Below are 22668 nucleotides of genomic sequence, written 5' to 3' on the forward strand. Positions count from 1 at the left end.
GGGTGCAGGGGCCTGCGGTGCCCTGTGCCGGGTCAGTGTGACCCAGGCACGGGCACCGCAGGCATAAACCTGTCTACGTGGAGGAGCCCGCGGCCGCGTACTCGGCCTCCTCGGCCTCCCGCCGCGCGATGCCCTCCCGGTTGTCGTAGCTGACGAACTTCGGGAGCAGCGCGGAGATCACGATCGTCCCGGCCACGCACAGCAGCCCGCCGGACACCACCGACCCGGTCAGCCCGAACAGCTTCGCCGCCAGGCCCGACTCGACCTGGCCGAGGGTCGGCCCGGAGGAGTACGAGATCACCTCGATCCCGGCCAGCCTGCCGCGCAGCCGGTCGGGGATCGTCTGGCCCCAGATCGTCCCCCGGAACAGGCCCGAGATCATGTCGGCGGCGCCGGCCAGCGCGAGGAACACCAGCGCCAGCCACAGCCAGTCCGACAATCCGAAGCCGACGATCGCCAGCCCCCAGCACGCCGCGGCGACCGCGACCGCGAGCCCGTGCCGGTGCACCCGCTCCGCCCAGCGCGACGTCAGCGAGGCCACCAGGGCGCCCAGTGCCGGTGCGGAGTAGAGGAGCCCCAGGACCCCGGGGCCGCCGAGTTTGGCGGCCAGCGCCGGGTACAGGGCCGTCGGCATGCCGAAGAACATGGCGTTCATGTCGACCAGGTACGTGCCCAGCAGCTCCTGCCGGTTCTTCGCGTACCTCAGCCCGGTCACCACCGACCGCAGGCTCGGCCGGTCGGCGGACTCCGGCGGGGCGACCGCGCGGACCATGAGCAGGCAGCCCAGCGAGATGACGTACGTGGCGAGGTCGAACGCGTACACCCAGCCGAGCGGCACGGTGGCGATCAGGAGCCCGGCCAGCGCCGGACCGGCCAGCATGCCCGTATTGATCATGGCGGAGTTGAGCGAGATGGCTGCCGGGAGCTGCCCGGCGGGCACCAGCCTCGGGAAGAGCGAGTCGAGCGCCGGGCGCTGGATGCCGAACACCGCCGCGGTCAGCGCCGCGAAGACATACAGCAGCCACAGCTCCCTCAGCCACACGGCATTCACGATCAGAAGCGCGGTCAGAACGGTGAATGCCAGCTCGGAGAAGAGAACGAGCTTACGCCGGTCGATATAGTCGGCGAGAGCACCGCCGACGAACGCCATGAAAAGCAGCGGGACCAGCTCGCACAGCCCCATGAAGCCGACCGCCAGCACCGACCCGGTCATCTCGTAGACCTGGTACGGCACAGTGGTGTGCGTGATCATTCCGCCGAGGAAGGTGACACTGCGGGCGCTGAATACCAGCCGGTAATCGCGGTGCTCGATCAGGGGGCTGAGGTCCGGCAGCCAGCGGTGTCTTTTCACGACGCAAAGTTTTTATTGCCCGGGACTGCCCAGTCGACACATTATTTCCGTGCTGGTGGTCACACGAACTATGAAGCGATGGCCGAAGGAGTCCCATGTCGCAGGCGCCGCCCCATACCCCGGCTGATGAGATCATTGGCCAGATCGGGCTCTTCTTCCGCCGGTCCCAGGCGTTGTACCAGCTGATCCGGCCAGACGAGGACCGGTCGCTGGAACGTCCCGCCTACATCCTGCTCGGCATGATCGAGACAGCCGGCCCGGTCCGGCTCACGGCGCTGGCGGTCACCGCCCAGCTGAACCTGTCGACGATCAGCCGTCAGGTGTCGGCGCTGGAGGGCGCCGGCCTGATCATCCGCGAGCAGGACCCAGCCGACGGCCGGGCCAGCCTGGTCCGGGTGAGCGAGCTGGGCCGGATCGCGCTGGAACGCAATCACAACCGCTGGCGGGACGAGCTCACCGCGATGCTCGCCGACTGGGACGAGAAGGAGCGCGACGAGTTCGCCCGCCTCTTCACCCGGCTGAACGAGGCGATGGCCGAACGGTGCGCTGAGGACAGATAGCGCGATCCCGTGGTACCGGTGAACGGGGCACCGGTCCCTCGCACCACCCACAGCGGACAGTCCATCATGGACACCGTCCCCGGAGCGCGGAACCCGGCACGAGCGGCCGGTACAAGGAAATGGGTCTAGCCGAGACCCCGCTCGTCCTGCTTGAGCGCGGTGTCGATGGTCAGCGCAGAGGCGACCACCATGCTCAGCAGCGGATCGGCCAGCGGCCGGTGGATCTGCACGACGTAGTTGTCGGCAGTGGTGAACATGGTCTTGAGCATGCCCTCCCAGGTCTTCGTCACCCGGGCGATCTCGGTGCCGGTGTGGTCGACGATGGCGAAGTTCCACGCCCGCCAGTTCTCCGCGCGGATCTCGCCGATCTGGTGACCGCCGGCCACCAGCGCGAAGCGGATCTTGCCGAACACGTTCTGCTGGACGATCTCGCCGACCGGCTGCCCGTCGCCGCGCTGCACGACCACCCGGGACTTCATGAACTTCGCCGGCCTGGTCAGCAGCAGCTGCACCCGCCCGCCGTTGTCCCTGACCTCCAGCTTGTGCGTCAGGAACTGGTCGACGCTCGTCAGGAACCGCAGCGCCTTCACCGCGCCGCTCTGCCCGACCTGGACCACCGAGCCGATCGGACGGCCCTGCTGGTCGAAGACGGCGTACTCGTTGTTCAGCTCGATCAGCTTGGTCTTCTGGTTGACCACGATCACGGGCTCGGTGAACAGGGTGCCGCCCCCGGAGGCTGCCTGCCGGACCCCGGCCTGCTGCTGGACCTGCTGCTGGATGCGGCCCGGGTCGTGCGCGCCTTCGACGGACAGTTCGAGAACGCTCTCGGGAGCCTGACGCTGCTGTGGCTGTGTGTGTGCCGTCCACTGCTGGCCGTCCCACCAGCGGTGCCCGGGAGTGCCGGAGGGGTCGGGATACCAGCCGGGAGGCGGGGGAGGGGTCGTCATGGCCCAAGGGTGACATGCGACGAGCCCGCCTCCCCAGTACGGGAAGGCGGGCTCGTGACGAAGATCTAGTTAGTGCTCGCCGAGCGGCGCCGCGGTCGGGGCGACCGGCACCTCGTGCTCGCCGGAGGCGGCCAGCCGGTCGATCGAGTTCTTGATCTCGGCCTCGGCCTCGGTCCGGCCCACCCAGGTCGCGCCCTCGACGCTCTTGCCCGGCTCCAGGTCCTTGTAGACCTCGAAGAAGTGCTGGATCTCGAGCTTGTCGAAGACCGGCAGGTGGTTGATGTCGCGCAGGTGCTCCTGGCGCGGGTCGTTGGCCGGGACGCACAGAACCTTGTCGTCGCCGCCCTTCTCGTCCGTCATCCGGAACATGCCGATCGCGCGGCAGCGGATCAGGCAGCCGGGGAACGTGGGCTCCTGGAGCAGGACGAGCGCGTCGAGCGGGTCGCCATCCTCGCCGAGCGTACCCTCGATGAAGCCGTAGTCGGCTGGGTACTGCGTCGCCGTGAACAAGGTACGGTCGAGGCGGATGCGCCCCGTGGCGTGGTCAACTTCGTACTTGTTCCGCTGACCCTTGGGGATTTCGATCGTTACCTCGAACTCCACGCCAACTCCCTTGTCGCGCATCGCTGTTTATCCAATCTAGTCTCAGGTAGAGCTGGCCGCAGGCAGAAAGAGGGGGCTCATGGGGAGGCATAGCACACAAGCGACGGGCTCGGAGCAGCCTGCGCCAGGGGCAGGCTACGATGCGCGCCCCACGCGCGGCACTGTATATGGCTCGTCACCATCTGTGCCACCCCAAGTGTCCGCGAATGCGGTACCCAGTGTGGAGCAAAAGCCGCGCAAAGGCCGGTGGATCGCGGCTTTCGCCGCCGTGACCGTGCTCGGCGCCGCCGGTGGGGCAGCCGTGGCGCTCGATCCGCTCGCCGAGCAGCCGAAGCTGTCGTTCTGGGCCGGCCTGCCGGCTGACGCCGCACCGGCCGCCGTGCTCGATCCGGGCAAAAAGGATGCGCCGGCCGTGACGCCGGCCGCGGTGAACGCCGCGATCTCCGCCGCGATCGCCGACCCGAGGCTCGGCACGAAGGTTTCGGCCGTCGTGGTCGACCTCGCGACCGGCGAGAAGCTCTACGACCGTGCCGCAGACACCTCGCTCACGCCCGCCTCCACGATCAAGCTCTCCACCAGCGCGGCAGTGCTGATCACCCGGGGCCCGGAGTACCGGATCGAGACCCGGGTGGTGGCAGGCCCCAACCCCGGTGAAGTGATCATCATCGGCGGCGGGGACACCACGCTCTCCGTCGACGGCAACGGCGCGTACCCGGGCGCCGCCAAGCTTTCCGACCTCGCCGAACAGGTCAAGAAGAACAACGGCGGCCAGCCGGTCACCAAGGTGATCGTCGACGGCACCCTGTTCCCCGGCCCGGCGGCCGGCCCCGGCTGGCTGCCCGCCGACCTCACCGAGGGCTGGGTGACGAACGTCACTGCCCTCGCGACCGACGGCGCCAGGGTCGACCCGAAGGGCGGCAAGGGCACGCCGCGCCACCTCGACGCCTCGGCTGTCGCCGGCGCGCAGTTCGCGAAGCTGCTCGGGCTCCCGGCCAGCGCGGTCAGCACGGGCAAGGCCGCGCCCGAGGCCAAGGAGCTCGGCAAGGTCTACTCGCCGACCATCGCCCGCCTCGTCGAGTACTCGCTGACGACCAGCGACAACATGGTCGCCGAGGTGCTCGCCCGGCAGGTCGCGCTCGCCAGGGGCAAGCCGGCCTCCTACGAGGGCGCTTCCGAGGCGATCAAGGAGGCGCTGACCGGGCTGGGGCTGACCCCGCCGGTACAGGTCGACGGGTCGGGGATGTCCGCCAGGAACAAGGTCAGCCCGAACTTCTACGGCGCGCTGCTCGTCCTCGCGGCCAAGCCCGACCGGCCGGAGCTGCGGACACTGTTCACCGGCCTGCCCGTCGCGGGGTACTCGGGCACGCTCGACGACCGGTACCCGACGACGAGCGACGGGGCCGGGGTGGTCCGGGCGAAGACCGGCACGCTGAGCGGCGTGGACTCCCTGGCCGGCATTGTCACCACGCGGGGCGGCCGCCAGCTCGGGTTCGCCATCATGGCCAGCGACACCCCGAACATGGACCAGGCCAGGGCGGCGCTCGACAAGGTCGCCGTCCTCCTGGCCCGCCTGCCGTGAGTGCTCGACCGGCCGTGAGGGCCCGGTGAGGAAGGCGCTCCGGGAGGCGATGCTTCGTTCGCTGCTGCGCGACCGGGTCCAGTTCGTCGGCGAGGGGTACCTGCACCTGCGGGCCTGGTGGCGTGACGCCGAGATCCTCGCGGCGCTCGGGCCGGCCCTCGCCGGGTTGTTCGAGGAGCGGCCGACGGTGGTGGCCGGGAGCCAGTCCTCCGGGTACATGCTGGGTCCGCTCGTCGCGGTACACCTGAAAGTGGGTTTCGCCGCGGTGCGCAAGGCAGAGCCGGGCCAGGTGTCCGCCTTGGACAGTGCGCCGTTGCGTGACGGCAGTGTCCTGGCGCTGGACCGTGGCGCGGTGGGCCCCGGCGACCGAGTGCTGTTCGTCGATGACCTGGTGGAGAGCGGTGAGCAGGCCCGGGCGGTCCGCGCGCTGGTGGAGCGGGCCGGAGCCTCGTGGATCGGTGCGGCGGTGGTCGTCGACATGGGCGAGGAAGAGTTCGCGGACGTAAGGGCTCTGATCTCCTACGACGCGCTACGTTAGGTGCATGACGCAGTTCGTGGACTGGGAGCTGGCCGCCGCGACCGCAGCGAGACTGGGTGGCTCCGGGCCGCGGGTCACCTACACCGAGGCGGCGGAGACCGTCACCGAGCTGCGCCGCCTGGCCGATGAGGCCGCCGGGCACGTGGAGGAGTTCACCGGGCTGCGCTGCCCGCCGGATCTGCCACCGATCCGGGTCGTGGACCGGGCCGACTGGGCACAGGCCAACATCGATGGCTTGAAGAACCTGTTCGGCACCCTCGTGCCCCGCATGGTGAACCAGGAGCCTGGCCTGCTGACCAGCCTGGTCGGCTCGAAGCTGACCGGAGCGCAGGCCGGCACGGTGCTGGCGTTCCTGTCCGGCAAGGTTCTCGGGCAGTACGAGGTGTTCTCTGGTGCTCCGGGGCAGCTGCTGCTGGTCGCGCCGAACATCACCGAGGTGCAGCAGCAGCTCGGCGCCGACCCCCGCGACTTCCGGCTCTGGGTGTGCCTGCACGAGGTGGCCCACCGGGTGCAGTTCACGGCCGTGCCCTGGATGCGTGGCCATTTCCTCGGCGAGATCCAGGCCTTCGCTGATGCGTCCCAAGGGGACACTGAGGCCTTCGGTGAGCGGATGCGCAAGGCTTTCTCTGCGCTGTCCGACGATTCCGTCAACCTGCTCGACGCCGTGCAGACCCCGGAGCAGAAGAAGGTCGTCGCCCGGCTCACGGCGCTGATGACCCTGCTGGAGGGGCATGCCGAGTTCGTGATGGACGGCGTCGGCCCGCAGGTCGTGCCGAGCGTCGAGGAGATCAGGGCGAAGTTCACCGCCCGCAGGTCCGCCGCCAACCCGATCGAGAAGTTCATCCGGCGGCTGCTGGGCATCGACGCCAAACTCAAGCAGTACACCGAGGGGCGGAAGTTCGTCTCGGCTGTCGTCGGCGAGGTGGGCATGGCCGGTTTCAACAAGGTCTTCGAATCCCCGCTGACCCTGCCCCGCACCGAGGAGCTGGCGGATCCGGCTGCCTGGATCGCCCGGGTGCAGTGACCGGTCCGTCCGCTGCGGTCGCTGCCGTCCGGGTGGCCGTCCGCCGTACCCTGCCCGCTTCCGGGCCGGTTCTGGTCGCGTGTTCCGGCGGTGCCGACTCGCTGGCTCTCGCCGCAGCGCTGGCCTTCGAGGGGCCACGCGCAGGCTTGCGCACCGGACTGGTCACTGTGGACCATCAGCTCCAGGAAGGCTCGGCGGAGCGGGCGTCACTCCTGGCCGCCTGGGCGGAAAACCACTTCGACTTTGTACGCGTGGAGACAGTCACCGTGAACCCCGGCGCCGGCCCGGAAGCCGCCGCGCGCACAGCACGGTACGAAGCACTCGAACGCGTGGCAGCCGAGACCGGCGCGAGCGCCGTACTGCTCGGGCACACCCAGGACGACCAGGCCGAGACGGTACTGCTGGCCCTGGCCAGAGGCTCCGGCCCGCGCGGGATCTCCGGCATGCCTGCCAGCCGTGGCGTCTACACCCGCCCGCTGCTGGACCTGCCCCGCGCCACCGTCCGCCAGGCGTGCGCCGACGAGGGGCTCGACAGCTGGGAAGACCCGCACAACACCGACGACCGGTACGCGCGGGCCCGCGTCCGCGAGCTCATCGGCACCCTCGGCGCCAAGGTCGTGGCCAACCTGGCCCGCACGGCAGCCCTCGTCGCCGCCGACTGCGCCGAGCTCGACCGGCAGGCCGCCGAGGCGTACCGGCCGGCTGAAACGCTCGACACCGCCCGCCTCGCGGCCCTGGCAGCCCCGATCCGCACCCGCGTCATCCGTACCTGGGCCCTCGCCAGCGGCGCGCTCCCCGCCGACCTGACCCACCAGCACATCCTCGCCGTCGACGCCCTCGTCACGAACTGGCGCGGCCAGGGCCCGATCCCCCTCCCTGGCAACGTGTCGGTGACCCGGCGGAACGGCAGGCTGGTGGCATCGGATACCTGAGTGTTCCGTTCCGGTACACCTGGTGCGCTGTTCCCGTCATGCCCGGCTTTCCTGAAGAGAACATGAAATCCGGGGGGTCGCCGTGCAGTGACTCAGGCCATCGGGCAGGCTATGGGTCATGGGGTGGTACGCCGACGACATTGACCGGATCATCGTCTCCGAGGAACAGATCAAGGAGCGCACCGCCGAGCTCGCCGCGCAGGTCGCGGCCGATTACGCGGACCGTGACGGCCTGCTGCTGGTCGGGGTGCTCAAGGGCGCCGTGATGTTCATGGCCGACTTCGCCCGCGCGTTCCCGCGGCCGACGGAGCTGGAGTTCATGGCCGTGTCCTCCTACGGGCAGGCCGCGACGTCCTCCGGCGTGGTCCGGATCCTGAAGGACCTCGACCGTGACATCGCCGGCCGGCACGTGCTGGTCTGCGAGGACATCGTGGACTCGGGGCTGACCCTGTCCTGGCTGCTGCGCTACCTGGCCTCGCGCGGCGCGGCCTCGATCGAGGTCGTCGCGCTGCTGCGCAAGCCGGACGCCGTGAAGGTCGACGTGCCGGTGCGCTACATCGGCTTCGACATCCCGAACGAGTTCGTCGTCGGGTACGGGCTGGACTTCGCCGAGCGTTACCGCGAGCTGCCGTTCGTGGGCGTGCTCAAGCCCGAGGTCTACAGCCGGTAACACTCCGTAATGGAGTGCGGCGCAGTGTCCGGTGCGGACAATTTTGTCGTACCCATTGGTTTACCACCAAATTAGACATAGAGTGTGACCATCCTCTCTAGGGGGTGGTCATGCTCCAACCTGCCTCTGTGCTGCGCGGACTGTGCAGCCTGCTTCTGGTACCCGTGAGCCTCGCCGCCGGGCCAGCCCTGCCCGCCGGGGCGGCCCCGGAGGGGATCACCCTCCGTTACTCCACGACCGGGCGAGGCGGCCTCGACACGGCCACAGCCCGCGATCCCGTCGGCGTACCGGAGAAGGCCGGCGTCAGTCACGCCCGGCTCTACTGGTGGGCTGACCTCCCCGAGGCCGGCGGCATCGCCACGATCGGCTTCCGGTCGCCCGGCGCCAGCGGCTACACCCAGATCTCCGGCGAACTCGAACCGGGCGAGGGCGGGTACCAGGCCACTGCCGACGTCACCGAGCAGGTCAAGTCCGGCGGGAACGGGCAGTACGAAGCCGTGGCCGGCCAGTGGACCCTCGTCGTCGCCTACACCCACGACGCCGCCCCGTACCGGCAGATCCTCCTCGCCGACGGCCTGGCCGCCGACGCCGAGCTGACCCTCGACCACCAGGGGACGGCCACGGTCGGCTGGATCGGGTACGGCGACCAGGCGGCCACGGTCAACGGCCAGCCGGTCGACCAGGGCGGCTCGGTCCCGATCGTGGCCGGCTCCCGCTTCCATGTGGCGGGCAGCGGCAACGGCCGGGGGCTGATCGGGGCGCTCTACGCGGCCGTCGACCTGCCGGCGCCCGACCTGACCGTCGAGGTCTCCGCGGCCGCCGAGCGGTACCCGTCTCTCGGCGACCCTGTCATTCCCGGCGTCCTGATCGCCTTCACCTACAAGATCAAGGCGGGGCCGGGTGCCGACCTGATCGGCCTGAGCCTGCTGGCGCCCATCCCGCAGGGCACGACGCTCGTCTCCGGGCCGGGCCAGGTGGAGTGGGGCCAGATGTGGGTACCCCTGGGCCGGATGGCGGCCGGGGCTGCCACCGAGCTCACCATGACGGTCCGGGCGGGGGAGGAGTCGGGCGGCAGCTCGGTACGCGGCACGGCGGCCGTGATCTACGCGCCGGCGTACCTTCCCGACTTCAGCCGGACCGCGATCGGCTGGTCCCCGGCCATCCGGATTACGCCAGCGGCGAACCTCGCGCTGCACAGCAGGCTCGACGTGACCGACGCGTGGCGGTACACCGTGAAGATCTCCAACGCCGGGCCCTCAGCGGCGTCCGACATCGTGCTCAGGGAAGCCGTCCACACCGTGCTCGGTCAGCCCGAACCGGTGCCAGGCTGCACTTTCACCGAGCAGTTGCTGACGTGTCAGGTCGGGGCACTGGCGAAGGGCGCTAGCGTGGAACTAGTACTCACCCTGCGACCGCAGGCACCCGTGCCACCCGGGACCAAGGTGCCCAACGCCGCCAGCGTCGCGGCGGCCACCCTGGATCCCGACCCGGGGGACAACGCCGTGGTGACCGCCGTCACACACTAGACGGCTAGCCACTCCGCGTTAACGGCTGGCACGGTGTACCGTCAAATATCCGGAGTGACTCCGGAGTCGCACCGTCGTGTCCGAGTGGTGCGGGGTGACTGGTCCGAGGATCGGGAGGGGCCGGGCGCGCGGCGTCCGCTTAAAGCATGGAACGTACTCGTATCTTCCGCAGAGCCTGGTTCTGGGTCATCCTCGTCATCGTCGCGGCGATCGTCCTGACCGGCGTCTTCTCCAGCAGCGGTGACTACACCAAGATCAAGACGTCAGAGGCCATCGCCCTGCTCAACGGCGACAACGTCAAGTCGGTCGTCATGCAGGACAAGGAGCAGACGCTCCAGATCGAGCTGAAGAACGCCGAGAAGATCGGCGACGCCAAGACAGCGGTGTCCAAGGTCCAGGCGCAGTACCCGGCCGAGACGTCCAAGCAGATCTTCGACAAGCTCATCGAGCAGAAGAACGCTGGCCGGATCGGTCAGTACAACGCCGACGTGACCCAGGAGAGCACCCTCGGCAGCATCCTGCTGAGCCTGCTCCCGCTCGCTCTCGTCGTGCTGTTGCTCCTGTTCTTCATGAGCCAGATGCAGGGCGGCGGTTCCCGCGTCCTCAACTTCGGCAAGTCCAAGGCGAAGCTGATCTCCAAGGACACGCCGAAGACCACGTTCGCCGACGTGGCCGGCGCCGACGAGGCCGTCGAGGAGCTCCACGAGATCAAGGACTTCCTCCAGAACCCGGCCAAGTACCAGGCTCTCGGCGCGAAGATCCCGAAGGGCGTGCTGCTGTACGGCCCGCCCGGCACCGGTAAGACCCTGCTGGCCAGGGCCGTGGCCGGCGAGGCGAGCGTGCCGTTCTACACGATCTCCGGTTCCGACTTCGTCGAGATGTTCGTCGGTGTCGGTGCCTCCCGGGTCCGCGACCTGTTCGAGCAGGCCAAGCAGAACGCTCCGGCCATCGTCTTCGTCGACGAGATCGACGCCGTCGGCCGTCACCGTGGCGCCGGCCTCGGCGGTGGCCACGACGAGCGCGAGCAGACGCTCAACCAGCTGCTCGTCGAGATGGACGGCTTCGACGCCAAGGGCGGGGTCATCCTGATCGCCGCCACCAACCGGCCGGACATCCTCGACCCGGCGCTGCTGCGCCCGGGCCGGTTCGACCGGCAGATCGCCGTCGACCGCCCCGACATGGAGGGCCGCCGCGCCATCCTGCGGGTGCACGCCAAGGGCAAGCCGTTCACGCCGGACGTCGACCTCGACACCATCGCCCGCCGTACCCCGGGCTTCACCGGCGCCGACCTGGCCAACGTGATCAACGAGGCGGCGCTGCTGACCGCCCGGGCCAACAAGAAGGCGATCGGCGACCACGAGCTCGAGGAGTCGATCGACCGGGTCGTCGCGGGCCCCGAGCGCCGCGGCCGGGTGATGAGCGACAAGGAGAAGCTGGTCACCGCGTACCACGAGGGCGGGCACGCCCTGGTCGCGTGGGCGCTGCCGCACTCGGCACCGGTGCACAAGCTGACGATCCTGCCGCGTGGCCGCTCGCTGGGCCACACGCTGATCCTCCCGGTCGAGGACAAGTACACCCAGACCCGCTCCGAGATGATCGACACCCTGGCGTACGCGCTGGGTGGCCGGGCAGCAGAGGAGCTGGTCTACCACGAGCCGACCACCGGCGCGGGCAACGACATCGAGAAGGCCACCGCGCTGGCCCGGTCGATGGTCACCGAGTACGGCATGAGCGCCAAGCTCGGCGCGATCAAGTACGGCACCTCCGGTTCCGAGCCCTTCCTGGGCCGGGACATGGGCCACCAGCGCGACTACTCCGACTCGGTCGCCGCCGACATCGACGCCGAGATCCGGGCGCTGATCGAGCTGGCGCACGACGAGGCGTGGGAGATCCTCGCCGAGTACCGTGACGTCCTCGACAACATGGTGCTCGAGCTGATGGAGAAGGAGACGCTGACCCAGGCCGACATGGCCCGGATCTGCGCCCGTGTCGTGAAGCGCCCGCCGATGTCGCCGTACAACGGTTTCGGCAAGCGCACCCCGTCCGACAAGCCGCCGGTCGAGATGCCGGGCAAGGCTGCCACGGACGAGGTCGTCGACGGCACCGTGGTCGAGGAGCAGTCGCGCTGAGCACCACCGATCCATCGGTCCCAGCCCCGGAGGAGTCCGGGGCTGGGGACCTGCACGATGGCCCGACCGGGGCCGACGACCTGGACTACCTGGCCGCGCGGCTGGTCGACGGCGGATTCGCCGGCCGGCCTGTCTCCGACGTGGTCGACGTGGCCCGGATCGAGCGGGCCGTCCGCGAGATCCTGATCGCGATCGGCGAGGACCCGGAGCGCGACGGCCTGCGCAAGACCCCGTCGCGCGTCGCCCACGCCTACGCGGAGATGTTCGCCGGGCTCCGGGTCGACCCGGCGGCCACGCTGAAGACCGCGTTCGAGGCCAACCACGACGAGATGGTGCTGGTCCGCGACATCGAGGTCACGTCGATGTGCGAACACCACCTTCTCCCCTTCCACGGGGTGGCGCACGTCGGCTACATCCCTGGCACGCACGGCCGGATCACGGGCCTGTCGAAGCTGGCCCGGCTGGTGGAGGCGTTCTCCCGCCGCCCGCAGGTCCAGGAACGCCTGACCGCACAGGTCGCCGACACCCTGGAGCAGCAGCTCCAGCCGCGTGGTGTGATCGTCGTGATCGAGTGCGAGCACCTGTGCATGGCGATGCGCGGCATCCGCAAGCCCGGCTCCCGGACGGTCACGTCCGCGGTGCGCGGCCGGTTCAAGACCGACGCCCGCTCCCGCTCGGAAGCCATGAGCCTGCTCAACCTGCACCGCCTGGCGTAGACCGCTGCGGCGTGGTGCCGGGCTAGATGATCATTTTGTACGTGCCTGCGGCGTCGAGGGCGCCGCGGGCCAGCGTGCCAGCCTCGTCGAGCCGGTCGCGGGCCTGCTGGAGGTAGCGGATCGCCTCGTCTGCCTTGGGGTGGGAGCTGCCGGCCGCAGCGGTGCGGATCCGGACGATCGCCTCGTCCAGCCGGTCGCACAGCCCCTGTACCTGGGTGACGACGTCCTCGGTGTCCCGGGTCGCGGCCGTGATGACCGCCTTGATCTGCTCGATGTTGGCCACGTCATTCTCCTCCGAAGAGCCACAGGAAGTACCAAAGGACCAGTAGCGGGGCGGCCGGGGCCAGGCAGATCGCCAGGCCGAGCGGCCGGGTGCGTGGCGGCTTGCCGCCGACAGCCGGGGTGTACAGCCAGCCGATGGCCGAGCCGCCGATGCCGAACGCGAGCCACGGCAGGATGATGAGCAGCGGCAGGATCAGCAGCAGCCAGCCGCCGGAGGCCGACAGCACGATGGCCAGGCCGAGCAGGAAGGCCCCGGCCGAGGTGGCGGCGTAGACGACCGAGTTGCGCATGCTCGCCGACCAGTGCGCGAGCCGGGGCGAGCGGCGTGAGCCCGCCTCGACGGCGGTGAGCTGGGTGCCGGCCCGCTCGGCGGCCTCACGGGCCCGGCGCAGCCCCTCGGCCAGGTCCGGTACGGGTGGCGGCTGTCCGGCCAGTACCGGCTCGGCCAGGTCGAGCTGCTCGTACAGCCGGCCGATCCGCTCCCGCTGTCCACTGAGGATCTCGTCGATCGCGGCCAGCTCGGCTCCGAGCGTGGACCGTGCCCCGGCGTGCCCGGCAGCGCTGGCCGCCTGCACGGCCCGGTGTGCTTCGAGCTGGCCGGCCAGGGTCGCGTAGTCGCGCCACGTCATCGAGTGCCCCTTGAGGATGCTGTCATCGGTATCTCCGGGAGCGGCGGGACGCCGGGTACCCGCGCGGGTGACTCCGGGCCCGCCTGCCACGGGTCGGGCGGCTCATGACCCGTCCGCTGTGGAGTTCACGCGTACCGCCCGGGGCGGACGTAGGGCACGAAGGTCGACACGCGGTCGGTGTGCCGGTCGATGAGCAGTGCGCGGTTGGGCCGGTACTGCCAGTCGAGCTGTGCCTGTCCCAGCAGCATCGCGACCTCCGAGCCCGGCAGGTTGAGCGTGACGAGGCAGGCGACGTCCTCCCGGCCGGAGGACCCGCCGATGTCCTCGTTGAACCGCCGCAGGCCGCGCCACCAGCCGAGCACGTGCACCCCGCGGGCCGGGCCGGAGCGGAGCAGGTCCCGCAGGTCGGCCAGCCCGGAGCGGCCTCGGTCCGGATCGCGCTGTTCGAGCATGCCGCTGGCGGCGTCGGCTCCGAAGAGGACGAGGTACGTGGCCTTCTGGCGGCCGTCGGTGGCCGGGTCGGCCAGGCCAGCGAGGGTGTTGCGCAGCGTGTACGCGTCGAGCAGCTCGTAGCTGTGCCCGAGCCGGTCGAGGTCGGTGACGACGTCCGCACAGACCGGGTCGGCTGCGGCGACGAGCGGGGCCAGGCAGAACCGTGCCTCGCCTGGTTCGTGCTGGCGCGCGAGTCCCAGGACGGCAGCGTGCAGGATGTCAGCCCCGACCTCACTCGGCCCGAGGACGGCGATGTGCCGGCCGGGGCTGGTGTCGAGGGGGAAGGCGGCCGTGGAGCCGGGCACGTCCACGTTCCGGCCGACGATGATCTCGGGGCGGCGGCGCTGGGCCGGGGCCTGGAACATCGGATCGGCCTGGACGTGCTGCTCCGCGTACCCCTCGAACACGCTCGGCGGCTCCGAACCGGCCGGCCGGGCCTGCCACAGCGCGTGCCGCAGCTCGGTCAGGGTGTCGGCCTCGGCGTTCGGGTCGGGGAACCGGATGATCGTGTCGTGCCCGGCCGCGCCGGCCGACACGTTGATGATCGCCTCACCGAGCCGGAGCGCCTGGGCGGCGTTGTTCATCGGGTCGAGCACCCCGCCGCCACCCGGGAGCGCGATCCGGGCGGCGAACTGGCCGAAGATGGACTCCTTCTTGGTGTACAGCGCCTCGACCCCGCTGACCGTCTGGCTGGCGAGGACGAGGTGGATGCCGTACGACCGGCCCTTGCGGGCGAGCGATTCGAGCAGGGCCACGGCGTCCCTGGCGAGCTGGTCGTTGCCGTCGAACAGCACCTGGAACTCGTCGATCACGCAGACGATCCGGGCCGGGGCGGATTCGAGGTCGGCGAGCTTGGTGACGCCGGCCCGCTTGAGCACACTCGACCGCCGGGTCATCTCGTCGTCGAGTTCCCGGAGGACGGCGACACCGTACTCCCGGTCGGACTCGATGCCGACGGCCCGCGCGTGCGGGATCCACGACGGGTCGCGCTCGGTCGGGGTGAACTCGGTGAAGCTCACGCCCTCCTTGAAATCCAGCAGGTACAGGGTCAGGTCGGCTGGCCCGTACCTCGTCGCCAGCCCGTACAGCATCGTCACCAGGAAAGCTGTCTTACCGGCACCCGACCGGCCGCCGACCAGCCAGTGTGGAGTGGCGTCGTCGAAGCTGAGCGTGTGTTCCGCCCGGCCGGCCCGCCCGACAGTGGTCCGCAGCCCGGCCCGGCTCGACTCCGACCAGCGCTGGGCGGGCAGCAGCGCTGCCAGTTCCGTACGGCTGCCCTGCTGTGCTTCGGCGGCGACCCGGGTGGCGATGCGCTCGATCAGCGCGTCCGGCGGGGCCTGGTCGACATGGATGGGAATCGTCGACGACTCGCCGCCGGGGCTGATCAGCAGCGCGTGCGCCGGGCCGAGCGCCAGCTGCGTACTCTTCGGCAGCGGCTGTCCGGTGTGGGCGGTCACGAGCAGGTGCAGCTTCGCGGCCGGGCCAGCGTGCGCGAGAGCGGCGATCCGGGCGGTGTCAGCCGGTTCGAGCAGCTCAGGGGCGGTGGCGATCACGACCAGCAGGTACGGCAGATCGTGGTGTGCTGCCTTGATCTGCCGCTCGGCCTCGTCCAGCACCTGCTTGAGCCCGTCACGGCTGGTGACCGGCGGTGGCAGGGTGCCACTCTCGAACAGCGGCCGGAACGGTGCGGTCGCCGCACCCATCGTCGCCGTGTCAGCGATCAGAATCCGCAGGTCACGCGGCGGAAGGCTCGCCAGCAGGCGAAGGAGAGCCGTCCGGATCAGCGCCGTCGCGGCAGGGTTGCGGGCGTCGGCGTCGATCGCGAGATGCCCGGCACCGAGCAGCGGCACGAGCAGCGGGAAGGAGGCGTCGGGCAGTGGCCGCGCCTCACCGACCCTGATCAGCCGGTGACTCTCCGGTACCGGGTAGTCGGCGTCAGCGGTCAGCGGCCCGCCGAGCCAGCCGGGAGCGATCTCCTGCGCCGTGCGGGCGATGCGCTCGGCGATGACCCGCTGCTCGGCCGTGGACTCAGCGGAGTAACCGCTGGCGGTCGGCACCTCCAGCGCGCGCCGGACCGCCGCCAGCAGTCCCGAGGCCTGCCGGTGCAGGGCGACCGCCTGCTCGACCCCGGACCGCAGAGCTCCCAATCCCATTTCGAGAACGCTAGCGCAGAGCGGGCACCCGATCCAGAACGCCGCCACGGGCGTTGTCAGGGGCGTCGTTCACTGTGGCCGGACAGAGCCGTGGTCACGGCGGTGATCGCGTCGTCGAGCGTCTCGTGTTCCCAGAGCCGGACCACCTGCCAGCCGGCCTCGGCAAGAGCCTCGTTGGCGGCCTTGTCCCGTTCGACGTTACGGCGGAGCTTCGGCGTCCAGTACCACTCGTTACTGGTCGGTTCCCGGCCGTGCACCGGGCACACGTGCCAGAAGCAGCCGTCCACGAACACGGCGACCTTGCGCGCGGTGAAGACGATGTCTGGCCGGACCCGGACACCGGACGGCAGGTCCAGCCGCAGGTCCTTCCGGTACCGCAGGCCACGCGCGTGCAGCGCCTTCCGCAGCGCCACCTCCGGCTTCGTGTCCGACCGGCGGTTGGCCTTCATGTTCCGCGACCGGCCCTCGTTCTTCGGCCGGGGATACAGCCCCCTGGCGTACGCCTGCTCGCGGGAATCCTTGCCAGTACTCGCCACGCCCGTGAACGTACCCCGCCACCTCCGCCAGCCGGTCGCGGCATCCTGCCCGGCATGGCCCGTACCGCGTACAGTGACCGGCATGAGCGGTGCCGAACCCGAGGAACCCATGTGGCCCATGGCCCAGCCCTCGAGCACCCAGCCACCAGCCACGATCCCCGATCAGCCCCCGGCAGCCGCAGAAGTCCCCGCCCAGCGCGCCACGGAACCCGCCGCCGGCCCGGCAGCCCCGCCCGCAGCCACCACGGCCCCGGCGAAGCGCCGCCTGGCCGGCCGCCGGATCGCGCTGATCGCCGGCATCGCGGCAGCCCTGGTACTGATCTCGGCAGGCTGGCTCGCCCTGAACGTCTACGACGAGAAAACCAAGATCGACCGAAGCACGCCGACGGTCGCGGTCACCCAGCTCGTCGACGCACTGTTCACCCAGCGCGACGAGTCAGCCGTCGCCCGCTTCAGCTGCAGGAAGCCACAGCTGGCACCGCTTCGGGACTTGGCGGCCGACCTTGCTCAACGTGAGAAGCGATTTAACACCCGCTTCGCCGTGACGGTGCGTAATCTTCAGCTCAAAGGTTCGTCCACTGTGGAAGTTGAACTTGGCCTGGCCGCCTCGGGTACCGAGGACGTTCAGCCGTGGATCTTCGAAACCGTTGACGAGGACGGCTGGCGGGTCTGCTCCGCCCGTAAGGCTGCCTGACTCAGACCTTGTACCGGGTCGGCGGCGTGTCCCAAGGGTCGATGTCCGCCCCGGCCCCTTCGCGTTCCTCGGCTCCGTGCCGGGGTGCCTGGTGCGGTACGGCCCACGGGGCCGGCGCCTCGTCCGGTTCCCTGACGGCCCACGGCGGCTCGGTGTCTCCATCGTTGGCCGGGTTCTCGCCGGGCCAGATCGGCTGGTCGGCTGGGTCGGAGAGCGGGTCGAGGAGCGTGGGCTTGGGTGGCCTCGGCTGGGTACGCCACTCGATCAGCCGGGTCACGAGCAGCCCAGCGATCAGGACCATCGCCGCCGTGCCAAGCAGGCCGAGCTGGTAGCCGGTGTTGTGGTTGAGCAGCTTGTCGAGCGCGATCACCAGGAAGACGCCGAGTACCGTGCCGGCCACTCCGCCGCGCCGCCCGTAGGCGCTGACGCCGCCGATCAGTACCGCGGCGAGCGCTGCCGTGCTCAGCGTGATCCCGAGCTGGGTGGCTTCGACGGGCTGCCGCATCGCGAGGGTGTGCATGATGCCGGCCAGGCCCGCCAGCCCGCAGGAGGCGACCAGGGTCAGCGCGGCCAGCAGCGAGGGCCCGGGGCCGGGCCGCCCGGCCGGGTCGCCGTCGATCCGGTACTGGGACAGCGCCCGCCGTGGCCCTCTGGCGAGCATCAGCAGCCCGCCGAGCAGCGACACGGCGATCGCGCAGACCAGCCAGATCCGGATCTCCTTCTCGCTGCGGTGTGCCGCGTTCTCCAGGCTGGGCACGTATGGCAGCGGGACGGCGACCGTCAGCAGGGCCAGGCCGAGGCTCGCGGCCCACGCGGGTACCCGGAAGACGCACACCAGCAGCGCCAGCACGAGCCCGGCGGCCAGGGCCCCGCCGACCGCGTACGCGCCAGCGACCGCGTACCCGTCGTAGTCGTGCCGGGCGAACAGGTTGCTGGACCACACCGCGACCGGCCCGGCGGCCAGGTTCACCACTCCGGCGCGGACGGTGAGTGAGACTCCGATCGCCAGCGTCAGGATCACCACGATCCAGACGAGGGAGTGCCGCAGCGAGGGCTGCCGGTACGTGTCGGGCTCGAGCGCGTACAGCGCGACCGCCACGGCGGTCACGGCACAGGCGAGCAGGACTTCCCACACGACGTGGACGAACAGCCGGTCCTTGCCCAGTGGCTGGGCGGCGGCGGCGTCAAGGGCCATGCCACGGGACCGTACCCAGTGATCTCAGTTCAGGGAAGGGCCTTCGTCGACATCCCTGGTCTCCGGGGGAATTCGGCACGAGTGTTCCAGCCACAAAGCCGCTGCCAGGAGTGCCGCCGAGGCCCCGAAACCCAGCAGGGCGCCGGGCAGGTCCTGGTTGGCTGCCGTGAGCCGGTCGGAGGTGGCCCACAGCCACAGGGCGATCGCGCCGTACCCGCCGGTGCAGATCGCCCCGGCCAGCGAGGACGCCTTGGCCAGCACCGCGAACCGCGCGACGGTCAGCGGTTCGAGCGGCGCAGCGCCCGGCTTCCGGGCGATGCGGGCCCGGGTGGTCCAGGCCGCGTACGCCTCCGCGCAGGCCAGCAGCCCGAGCGTCAGGGCTGGCAGCCAGGTCAGCCGGGGGAAGTCGCCGTAGTACCTGTCAATGAGCACCCAGACCAGCGCTGCGGTACCCAGCCCGGCGACGAACAGTGTCGCTGCGCTGGTCGGGCGGAGGCTGGGCGTGGGCTCGGTCATGCTTTCAACGTACCGATCCGGAGCACGCCGCGGGCATCCGCCGCCAGGGCCGGAGTGTCGAGCAGGGCTGCGACGGTGCCGTGGCCGGGGAGTTCGGCGCCCGGATCGATCTCCAGCCACGGGACGAGCACGAAGGCCCGCAGGTGCGCCCGTGGGTGCGGCAGGGTGAGTTCGGGGTCGGCGGACAGCACCGGATCGGGGTCCCAGACCATGATCACGTCGACGTCCAGCGTGCGCGGCCCGTACTGCCGTTCCGGGTCACGTACCCGCCGCGCGTCCGACTCCAGCTGCCTGGCGACGACGAGCCAGTCGGCCTCGCCCTCCACGAGCAGTGCCGCGTTGAGGTATCCGGGCTGGCCGGCGTCGCCCCACGGCTCCGTCTCGTACACGGAAGAGGATCTGAGCAGCACCGGGGACAGCGCGCCGGCGACGGCGCGCAGGGTGGCGAGACGATCGCCGAGGTTGGACCCGACGGACAGTAGCGCCCGGCTCATGATCTGCGCACCGTGACGGACACGTCGGCGAACTCCTGCTCGATCGGCGCCTGCGGCTTGTGGACGGTGACCTCGCAGGCCCGGACCCGCGTGTCTGCCAGGCATGCGCTCGCGAGCCGGTCGGCCAGGGTCTCGATGAGGTTCACCGGCTCGCCAGCCACGATCGCAGCCAGCTGGGCGGCAAGCTCGCCATAGTGGACGGTGTCGGCCACGTCGTCGCTCGCCGCCGCCCGGGCCAGGTCCAGCTCCAGCACGACGTCGACCACGAAGTCCTGGCCCTGGCGCCGCTCGAACTCGTACACGCCGTGATAGCCGCGCACCCGCAGGCCGGTGAGTGTGATGCGGTCGGTCATCGTTCCTGTTCCATCCGGTGGAGCACGGCAAGGACATCTGCTGTCGCGCGGACGTCGTGCACGCGCAGTCCCCACGCGCCGCCCTGCGCGGACAGCAGACTAATCGCGGCAGTGGCATATTCGCGGCCATCAGCGGCGCGGGGAGTGCCATTCTTGTCTGCCAGGAGTGCGCCCAGGAAGGATTTCCGGCTCGCTCCGATCAGCAAAGGCAAACCCAATTCATGGAGTACCGGCATGCGCGCCAGCAGCGGCCAATTGTGCTCACCGGTCTTGGCGAATCCGAGCCCCGGGTCGAGGACGAGCTGCTCACGTTTCACCCCGGCGGCCAGCGCCTCCGACACACGCGCCGCCAGCTCGTCGCGGACCTCGGTGACCACGTCGGAGTACACAGCCTGCGACTGCATGTCCCGCGAGTGGCCGCGCCAGTGCATCAGCACCCACAGCACGCCGGTCTCGGCGGCGACCCGGGCCATCCCCGGATCGGCGAGCCCGCCCGACACGTCGTTGATGATCGAGGCCCCGGCCGCGACGGCCTCCGCCGCGACAGCGGCCCGCGTGGTGTCCACACTGATCCTGACGCCGGACCGGCTCAGCTCCCTGATCACCGGGATGATCCTGGCCAGCTCTTCGGCCTCGTCGACCCGTGCGGCACCCGGCCGGGTCGACTCGCCGCCGATGTCGACGTAGTCAGCGCCCTCTGCCGCGAGTTCCAGGCCCCTGGTGATCGCGGCGGCCGTGTCCAGGTGCCTGCCGCCGTCGCTGAACGAGTCAGGCGTGACATTCAGGACGCCGAGGATGACAGGTGTACTCACCTGACCAGGCTAATCCCGCTCTTCGGCCGCCTCGGGCCCGGCCTCGTCCAGCGGCCACACCGCCAGCTCGACCGCGCCGGCCGCCGACACGGGCAACTGCACGAGCCCGATCGGCATGAGGCGGAAATCCGTCAGCCGGACGAACCGGCGGCCCGCACAGTCCTCAGCGGCCACCACCACCAGCCACGTACCCGCGGCATCCAGGTACACCCAGCCCAGCTGCGCGTCCTCCGGCACCGCCGGGTCGTACAAGACCGCCCCCGCAGCCCCAGCCGCCATCACCGGGTCGGCCTGCGACGTGCCATTTACCTGCGGCGTGCCGTACACCTGCGGCGTGCCAGCCACCTGGGGCTGCACCGGTACCTGCGGCATCCCGGGCATGCCCGGCACCAGCACCGGCAGCAGCGCCGCACCCTTCGCGTACGCGGAGATCTCCACCCGCCGGACCAGCTTCGTCACCCCGAGCAGCCCCGCGAGCAGCACCAGCGCCCCGGAGCCCGCCACCAGTACCCAGTGCCAGAGCGGAGTCACCGGCACCGACCACACGACCCCGCCAGCCCCGGCCGTGGCCAGCAGCAACCCGAGGGCCACAGCGGACACCGCGAGCGGCCCGGTACCCAGGTGGGGCCGGCCAGCGGTGCCGAGGGCCACCGTGGACGCTCCAGCGCCGGGCACGGTGCTGCGGCCGCCCGCAGCCCTGGCCGTGGCCACGCCGACCCGGAGGGCGCGCGCGGCCCGGGCGACGCCGAGGTCATATCCGCTTAAACCCGCCATCAGGAGGCCGGCAAACATGATCATCGTGCCGGCGATCGCCATCCGTACCATGCCACACCTCCCTGGTCGGACCTGGTGTGCCGGAAGGACCTCGTGCACAGTCTTCTTAGCTTGTCTGCCCGTTGGGCGCAATGTAGGTTCATGCTCACCGTGAGCTTCACTCACGACACAAGGTCGCCGCTTACTACCACTCAGCTTGGTTTTCCGGAAAGCTAGACAAATGGCGGCCGGGGTGCCCGGTCGCAGCCGGGGAGGTCCACATGTCCGTGATGGAATTCGCGCAGGCCGCGCAGTCCGCCGGCCCTGTGCTGCTCGCCGCCGACCCAGAAATCAACACGACTGGTGTCCTGGGCTTCTTCGCCACGAAGATCGTGCCGATCCTGCTCGCCGTGCTCGGCGTGATCTTCATCGGCCGTGCCAACAAGGGCGAAGTGTCCAAGGTGCTCACCAGCTCCGCGATCGCGATCGTCGGCATGGTCTTCGTGGCCGGCGCCGCGACGCTGTTCTTCCTCGGCGAGTATCTGATCAAGCTCCTGTTCACCAAGCAGTGACTGCTGAGACGGGCTGACCATGCGGCTGAGGACAGATGACGACATCTACCGGGCTCGTCTGGTCTACCTGGGCCCGCCCGGGTACACGCTGCCGGTCCACTTGCCGTACGCGCAATATGGACTTTTCATCGCGTTAGTACCCGTTTTCATGTTCATTCACTACCTGTTCAGCCTTAAGGTTGACCTGTTCCCGGCGTGGGAGATCGCGCTGGCAATGGTGACCACGTCGTTCGTGTTCCGGCATGTCGACCCGGACCGTCCTGCCCGCATGGTCATCCGCACCGCGCTCACCGACTGGCGCCGGACCACGGAACCCCGCACCGAACAGCGGGAACCCAGGCTGGTCGCCCGTCGGGTGCTCATCCGCGAGGAGCTGACATGACCACCGCCCCAGGCAGGCCAGGCGAGCCGACCCCGGCAGCTGGCGAGAAGCCGCCGGTCCCGGGCCAGGCGGGGCCGGTCGCGGTCTTCCGCGCGCCCGGCGCCGACATGAGCTCGTCGATCCTGGACGCTGACGACGCGACCCTGTCGCCGTTCCTGGGCCTGGTCACGCCGTCAGCGCCAGAACAGGCCGCCGCCGAACGCCCGGCGCCCCCTGCCGTACCCGCCCCG

Annotated in this window: 25 protein-coding genes; 12 read left to right on the forward strand and 13 right to left on the reverse strand. The window is 70.3% G+C overall.

The genetic code is table 11. From position 1 onward, the window contains the following. Positions 1-73 precede the first annotated feature (73 nt). Positions 74-1351, reverse strand: a complete 1278-nt coding sequence (locus tag A3G1_RS0125310) for an MFS transporter (RefSeq protein ID WP_018352294.1) — start codon at positions 1349-1351, stop codon at positions 74-76. A gap of 95 nt (positions 1352-1446) precedes the next feature. On the opposite strand from A3G1_RS0125310, the gene A3G1_RS0125315 reads away from it, so the two are divergent. Next, positions 1447-1911 (forward strand): MarR family winged helix-turn-helix transcriptional regulator, encoded by a 465-nt coding sequence (locus A3G1_RS0125315; RefSeq protein ID WP_018352295.1) that lies wholly within the window; start codon positions 1447-1449, stop codon positions 1909-1911. 125 nt (positions 1912-2036) lie between these two features. Here the strand turns inward: A3G1_RS0125315 and A3G1_RS0125320 are convergent, their stop codons facing one another. After that, on the reverse strand, positions 2037-2858 hold the full coding sequence (locus tag A3G1_RS0125320; RefSeq protein ID WP_018352296.1) for an LURP-one-related family protein: 822 nt from the start codon (positions 2856-2858) through the stop codon (positions 2037-2039). Positions 2859-2927: 69 nt separating this feature from the next. Further along, positions 2928-3461 carry an inorganic diphosphatase gene (locus A3G1_RS36805; protein WP_051110651.1) on the reverse strand — a complete coding sequence of 178 codons (534 nt, stop codon included), beginning with the start codon at positions 3459-3461 and terminating at the stop codon, positions 2928-2930. A 220-nt stretch (positions 3462-3681) separates the two neighbouring features. Here A3G1_RS36805 and dacB point away from each other — a divergent pair, with 220 nt between their 5' ends. From dacB to folE, 8 genes are all read left to right on the forward strand, one after another. After that, positions 3682-5040 carry a D-alanyl-D-alanine carboxypeptidase/D-alanyl-D-alanine endopeptidase gene (gene dacB / locus A3G1_RS0125330; protein ID WP_018352298.1) on the forward strand — a complete coding sequence of 453 codons (1359 nt, stop codon included), beginning with the start codon at positions 3682-3684 and terminating at the stop codon, positions 5038-5040. Positions 5041-5065: 25 nt separating this feature from the next. Further along, on the forward strand, positions 5066-5578 hold the full coding sequence (locus A3G1_RS0125335) for a phosphoribosyltransferase family protein (RefSeq protein WP_018352299.1): 513 nt from the start codon (positions 5066-5068) through the stop codon (positions 5576-5578). A gap of 4 nt (positions 5579-5582) precedes the next feature. Continuing rightward, a complete protein-coding gene (locus A3G1_RS0125340; protein WP_018352300.1) occupies positions 5583-6602 on the forward strand; it encodes a zinc-dependent metalloprotease in 1020 nt (339 codons plus the stop codon). Further along, positions 6599-7534 carry a tRNA lysidine(34) synthetase TilS gene (tilS, locus tag A3G1_RS0125345; RefSeq protein WP_018352301.1) on the forward strand — a complete coding sequence of 312 codons (936 nt, stop codon included), beginning with the start codon at positions 6599-6601 and terminating at the stop codon, positions 7532-7534. The genes A3G1_RS0125340 and tilS overlap by 4 nt, the downstream gene beginning before the upstream one ends. 118 nt (positions 7535-7652) lie before the next feature. Then, positions 7653-8204 carry a hypoxanthine phosphoribosyltransferase gene (gene hpt, locus A3G1_RS0125350; protein WP_018352302.1) on the forward strand — a complete coding sequence of 184 codons (552 nt, stop codon included), beginning with the start codon at positions 7653-7655 and terminating at the stop codon, positions 8202-8204. A gap of 110 nt (positions 8205-8314) precedes the next feature. Continuing rightward, positions 8315-9730, forward strand: a complete 1416-nt coding sequence (locus A3G1_RS0125355) for a DUF11 domain-containing protein (protein WP_157641386.1) — start codon at positions 8315-8317, stop codon at positions 9728-9730. A gap of 146 nt (positions 9731-9876) precedes the next feature. Next, on the forward strand, positions 9877-11859 hold the full coding sequence (gene ftsH / locus A3G1_RS36810; RefSeq protein WP_018352304.1) for an ATP-dependent zinc metalloprotease FtsH: 1983 nt from the start codon (positions 9877-9879) through the stop codon (positions 11857-11859). Between the two features lie 50 nt (positions 11860-11909). After that, positions 11910-12575, forward strand: a complete 666-nt coding sequence (folE, locus tag A3G1_RS0125365) for a GTP cyclohydrolase I FolE (protein WP_026212503.1) — start codon at positions 11910-11912, stop codon at positions 12573-12575. Between the two features lie 22 nt (positions 12576-12597). Here folE and A3G1_RS0125370 read toward each other — a convergent pair whose 3' ends face one another. The 4 genes from A3G1_RS0125370 to A3G1_RS36815 all read right to left on the reverse strand — a co-directional run bounded on the left by A3G1_RS0125370 (position 12598) and on the right by A3G1_RS36815 (position 16667). Next, positions 12598-12858, reverse strand: coding sequence for a hypothetical protein (locus tag A3G1_RS0125370; protein ID WP_018352306.1), 261 nt, complete (start codon positions 12856-12858; stop codon positions 12598-12600). Between the two features lies 1 nt (position 12859). Then, a complete protein-coding gene (locus tag A3G1_RS0125375) occupies positions 12860-13486 on the reverse strand; it encodes a hypothetical protein (protein WP_018352307.1) in 627 nt (208 codons plus the stop codon). A gap of 125 nt (positions 13487-13611) precedes the next feature. Next, positions 13612-16131, reverse strand: a complete 2520-nt coding sequence (locus A3G1_RS0125380; RefSeq protein ID WP_018352308.1) for an FtsK/SpoIIIE domain-containing protein — start codon at positions 16129-16131, stop codon at positions 13612-13614. A 56-nt stretch (positions 16132-16187) separates the two neighbouring features. Continuing rightward, on the reverse strand, positions 16188-16667 hold the full coding sequence (locus tag A3G1_RS36815; protein ID WP_245563589.1) for a very short patch repair endonuclease: 480 nt from the start codon (positions 16665-16667) through the stop codon (positions 16188-16190). An 82-nt stretch (positions 16668-16749) separates the two neighbouring features. On the opposite strand from A3G1_RS36815, the gene A3G1_RS40170 reads away from it, so the two are divergent. Further along, entirely contained in the window at positions 16750-17361 is a 612-nt protein-coding gene (locus tag A3G1_RS40170; RefSeq protein ID WP_157641387.1) for a hypothetical protein, read from the forward strand. Position 17362: 1 nt separating this feature from the next. Here the strand turns inward: A3G1_RS40170 and A3G1_RS0125395 are convergent, their stop codons facing one another. Genes A3G1_RS0125395 through A3G1_RS42135 form a run of 6 tightly spaced genes read right to left on the reverse strand, consistent with a single transcriptional unit; the run spans position 17363 to position 21556 of the window. Further along, positions 17363-18556 (reverse strand): ABC transporter permease, encoded by a 1194-nt coding sequence (locus tag A3G1_RS0125395; protein ID WP_018352311.1) that lies wholly within the window; start codon positions 18554-18556, stop codon positions 17363-17365. Between the two features lie 24 nt (positions 18557-18580). Beyond that, positions 18581-19072, reverse strand: a complete 492-nt coding sequence (locus A3G1_RS0125400) for a DUF3180 domain-containing protein (RefSeq protein WP_018352312.1) — start codon at positions 19070-19072, stop codon at positions 18581-18583. Beyond that, positions 19069-19566, reverse strand: a complete 498-nt coding sequence (gene folK / locus A3G1_RS0125405; RefSeq protein WP_018352313.1) for a 2-amino-4-hydroxy-6-hydroxymethyldihydropteridine diphosphokinase — start codon at positions 19564-19566, stop codon at positions 19069-19071. Before folK ends, A3G1_RS0125400 begins: the two co-directional genes overlap by 4 nt. After that, complete coding sequence (gene folB, locus A3G1_RS0125410) at positions 19563-19919, reverse strand: dihydroneopterin aldolase (RefSeq protein ID WP_018352314.1); 357 nt, start codon at positions 19917-19919, stop codon at positions 19563-19565. Before folB ends, folK begins: the two co-directional genes overlap by 4 nt. Then, positions 19916-20731, reverse strand: a complete 816-nt coding sequence (gene folP, locus A3G1_RS0125415) for a dihydropteroate synthase (RefSeq protein WP_018352315.1) — start codon at positions 20729-20731, stop codon at positions 19916-19918. Before folP ends, folB begins: the two co-directional genes overlap by 4 nt. 9 nt (positions 20732-20740) lie before the next feature. Continuing rightward, the gene (locus A3G1_RS42135) at positions 20741-21556 is read right to left on the reverse strand and encodes a hypothetical protein (protein ID WP_018352316.1); all 816 of its coding nucleotides are present in this window, start codon (positions 21554-21556) and stop codon (positions 20741-20743) included. Positions 21557-21765: 209 nt separating this feature from the next. Here A3G1_RS42135 and A3G1_RS0125425 point away from each other — a divergent pair, with 209 nt between their 5' ends. Both A3G1_RS0125425 and A3G1_RS0125430 read left to right on the forward strand, forming a co-directional pair. After that, on the forward strand, positions 21766-22056 hold the full coding sequence (locus tag A3G1_RS0125425) for a hypothetical protein (protein WP_018352317.1): 291 nt from the start codon (positions 21766-21768) through the stop codon (positions 22054-22056). A 19-nt stretch (positions 22057-22075) separates the two neighbouring features. After that, complete coding sequence (locus tag A3G1_RS0125430; protein WP_018352318.1) at positions 22076-22438, forward strand: hypothetical protein; 363 nt, start codon at positions 22076-22078, stop codon at positions 22436-22438. The last annotated feature ends 230 nt before the right edge of the window (positions 22439-22668 follow it).

Origin of the sequence: Longispora albida DSM 44784 (assembly GCF_000379825.1) — a bacterium.
Taxonomy (GTDB): Bacteria; Actinomycetota; Actinomycetes; order Mycobacteriales; family Micromonosporaceae; genus Longispora; species Longispora albida.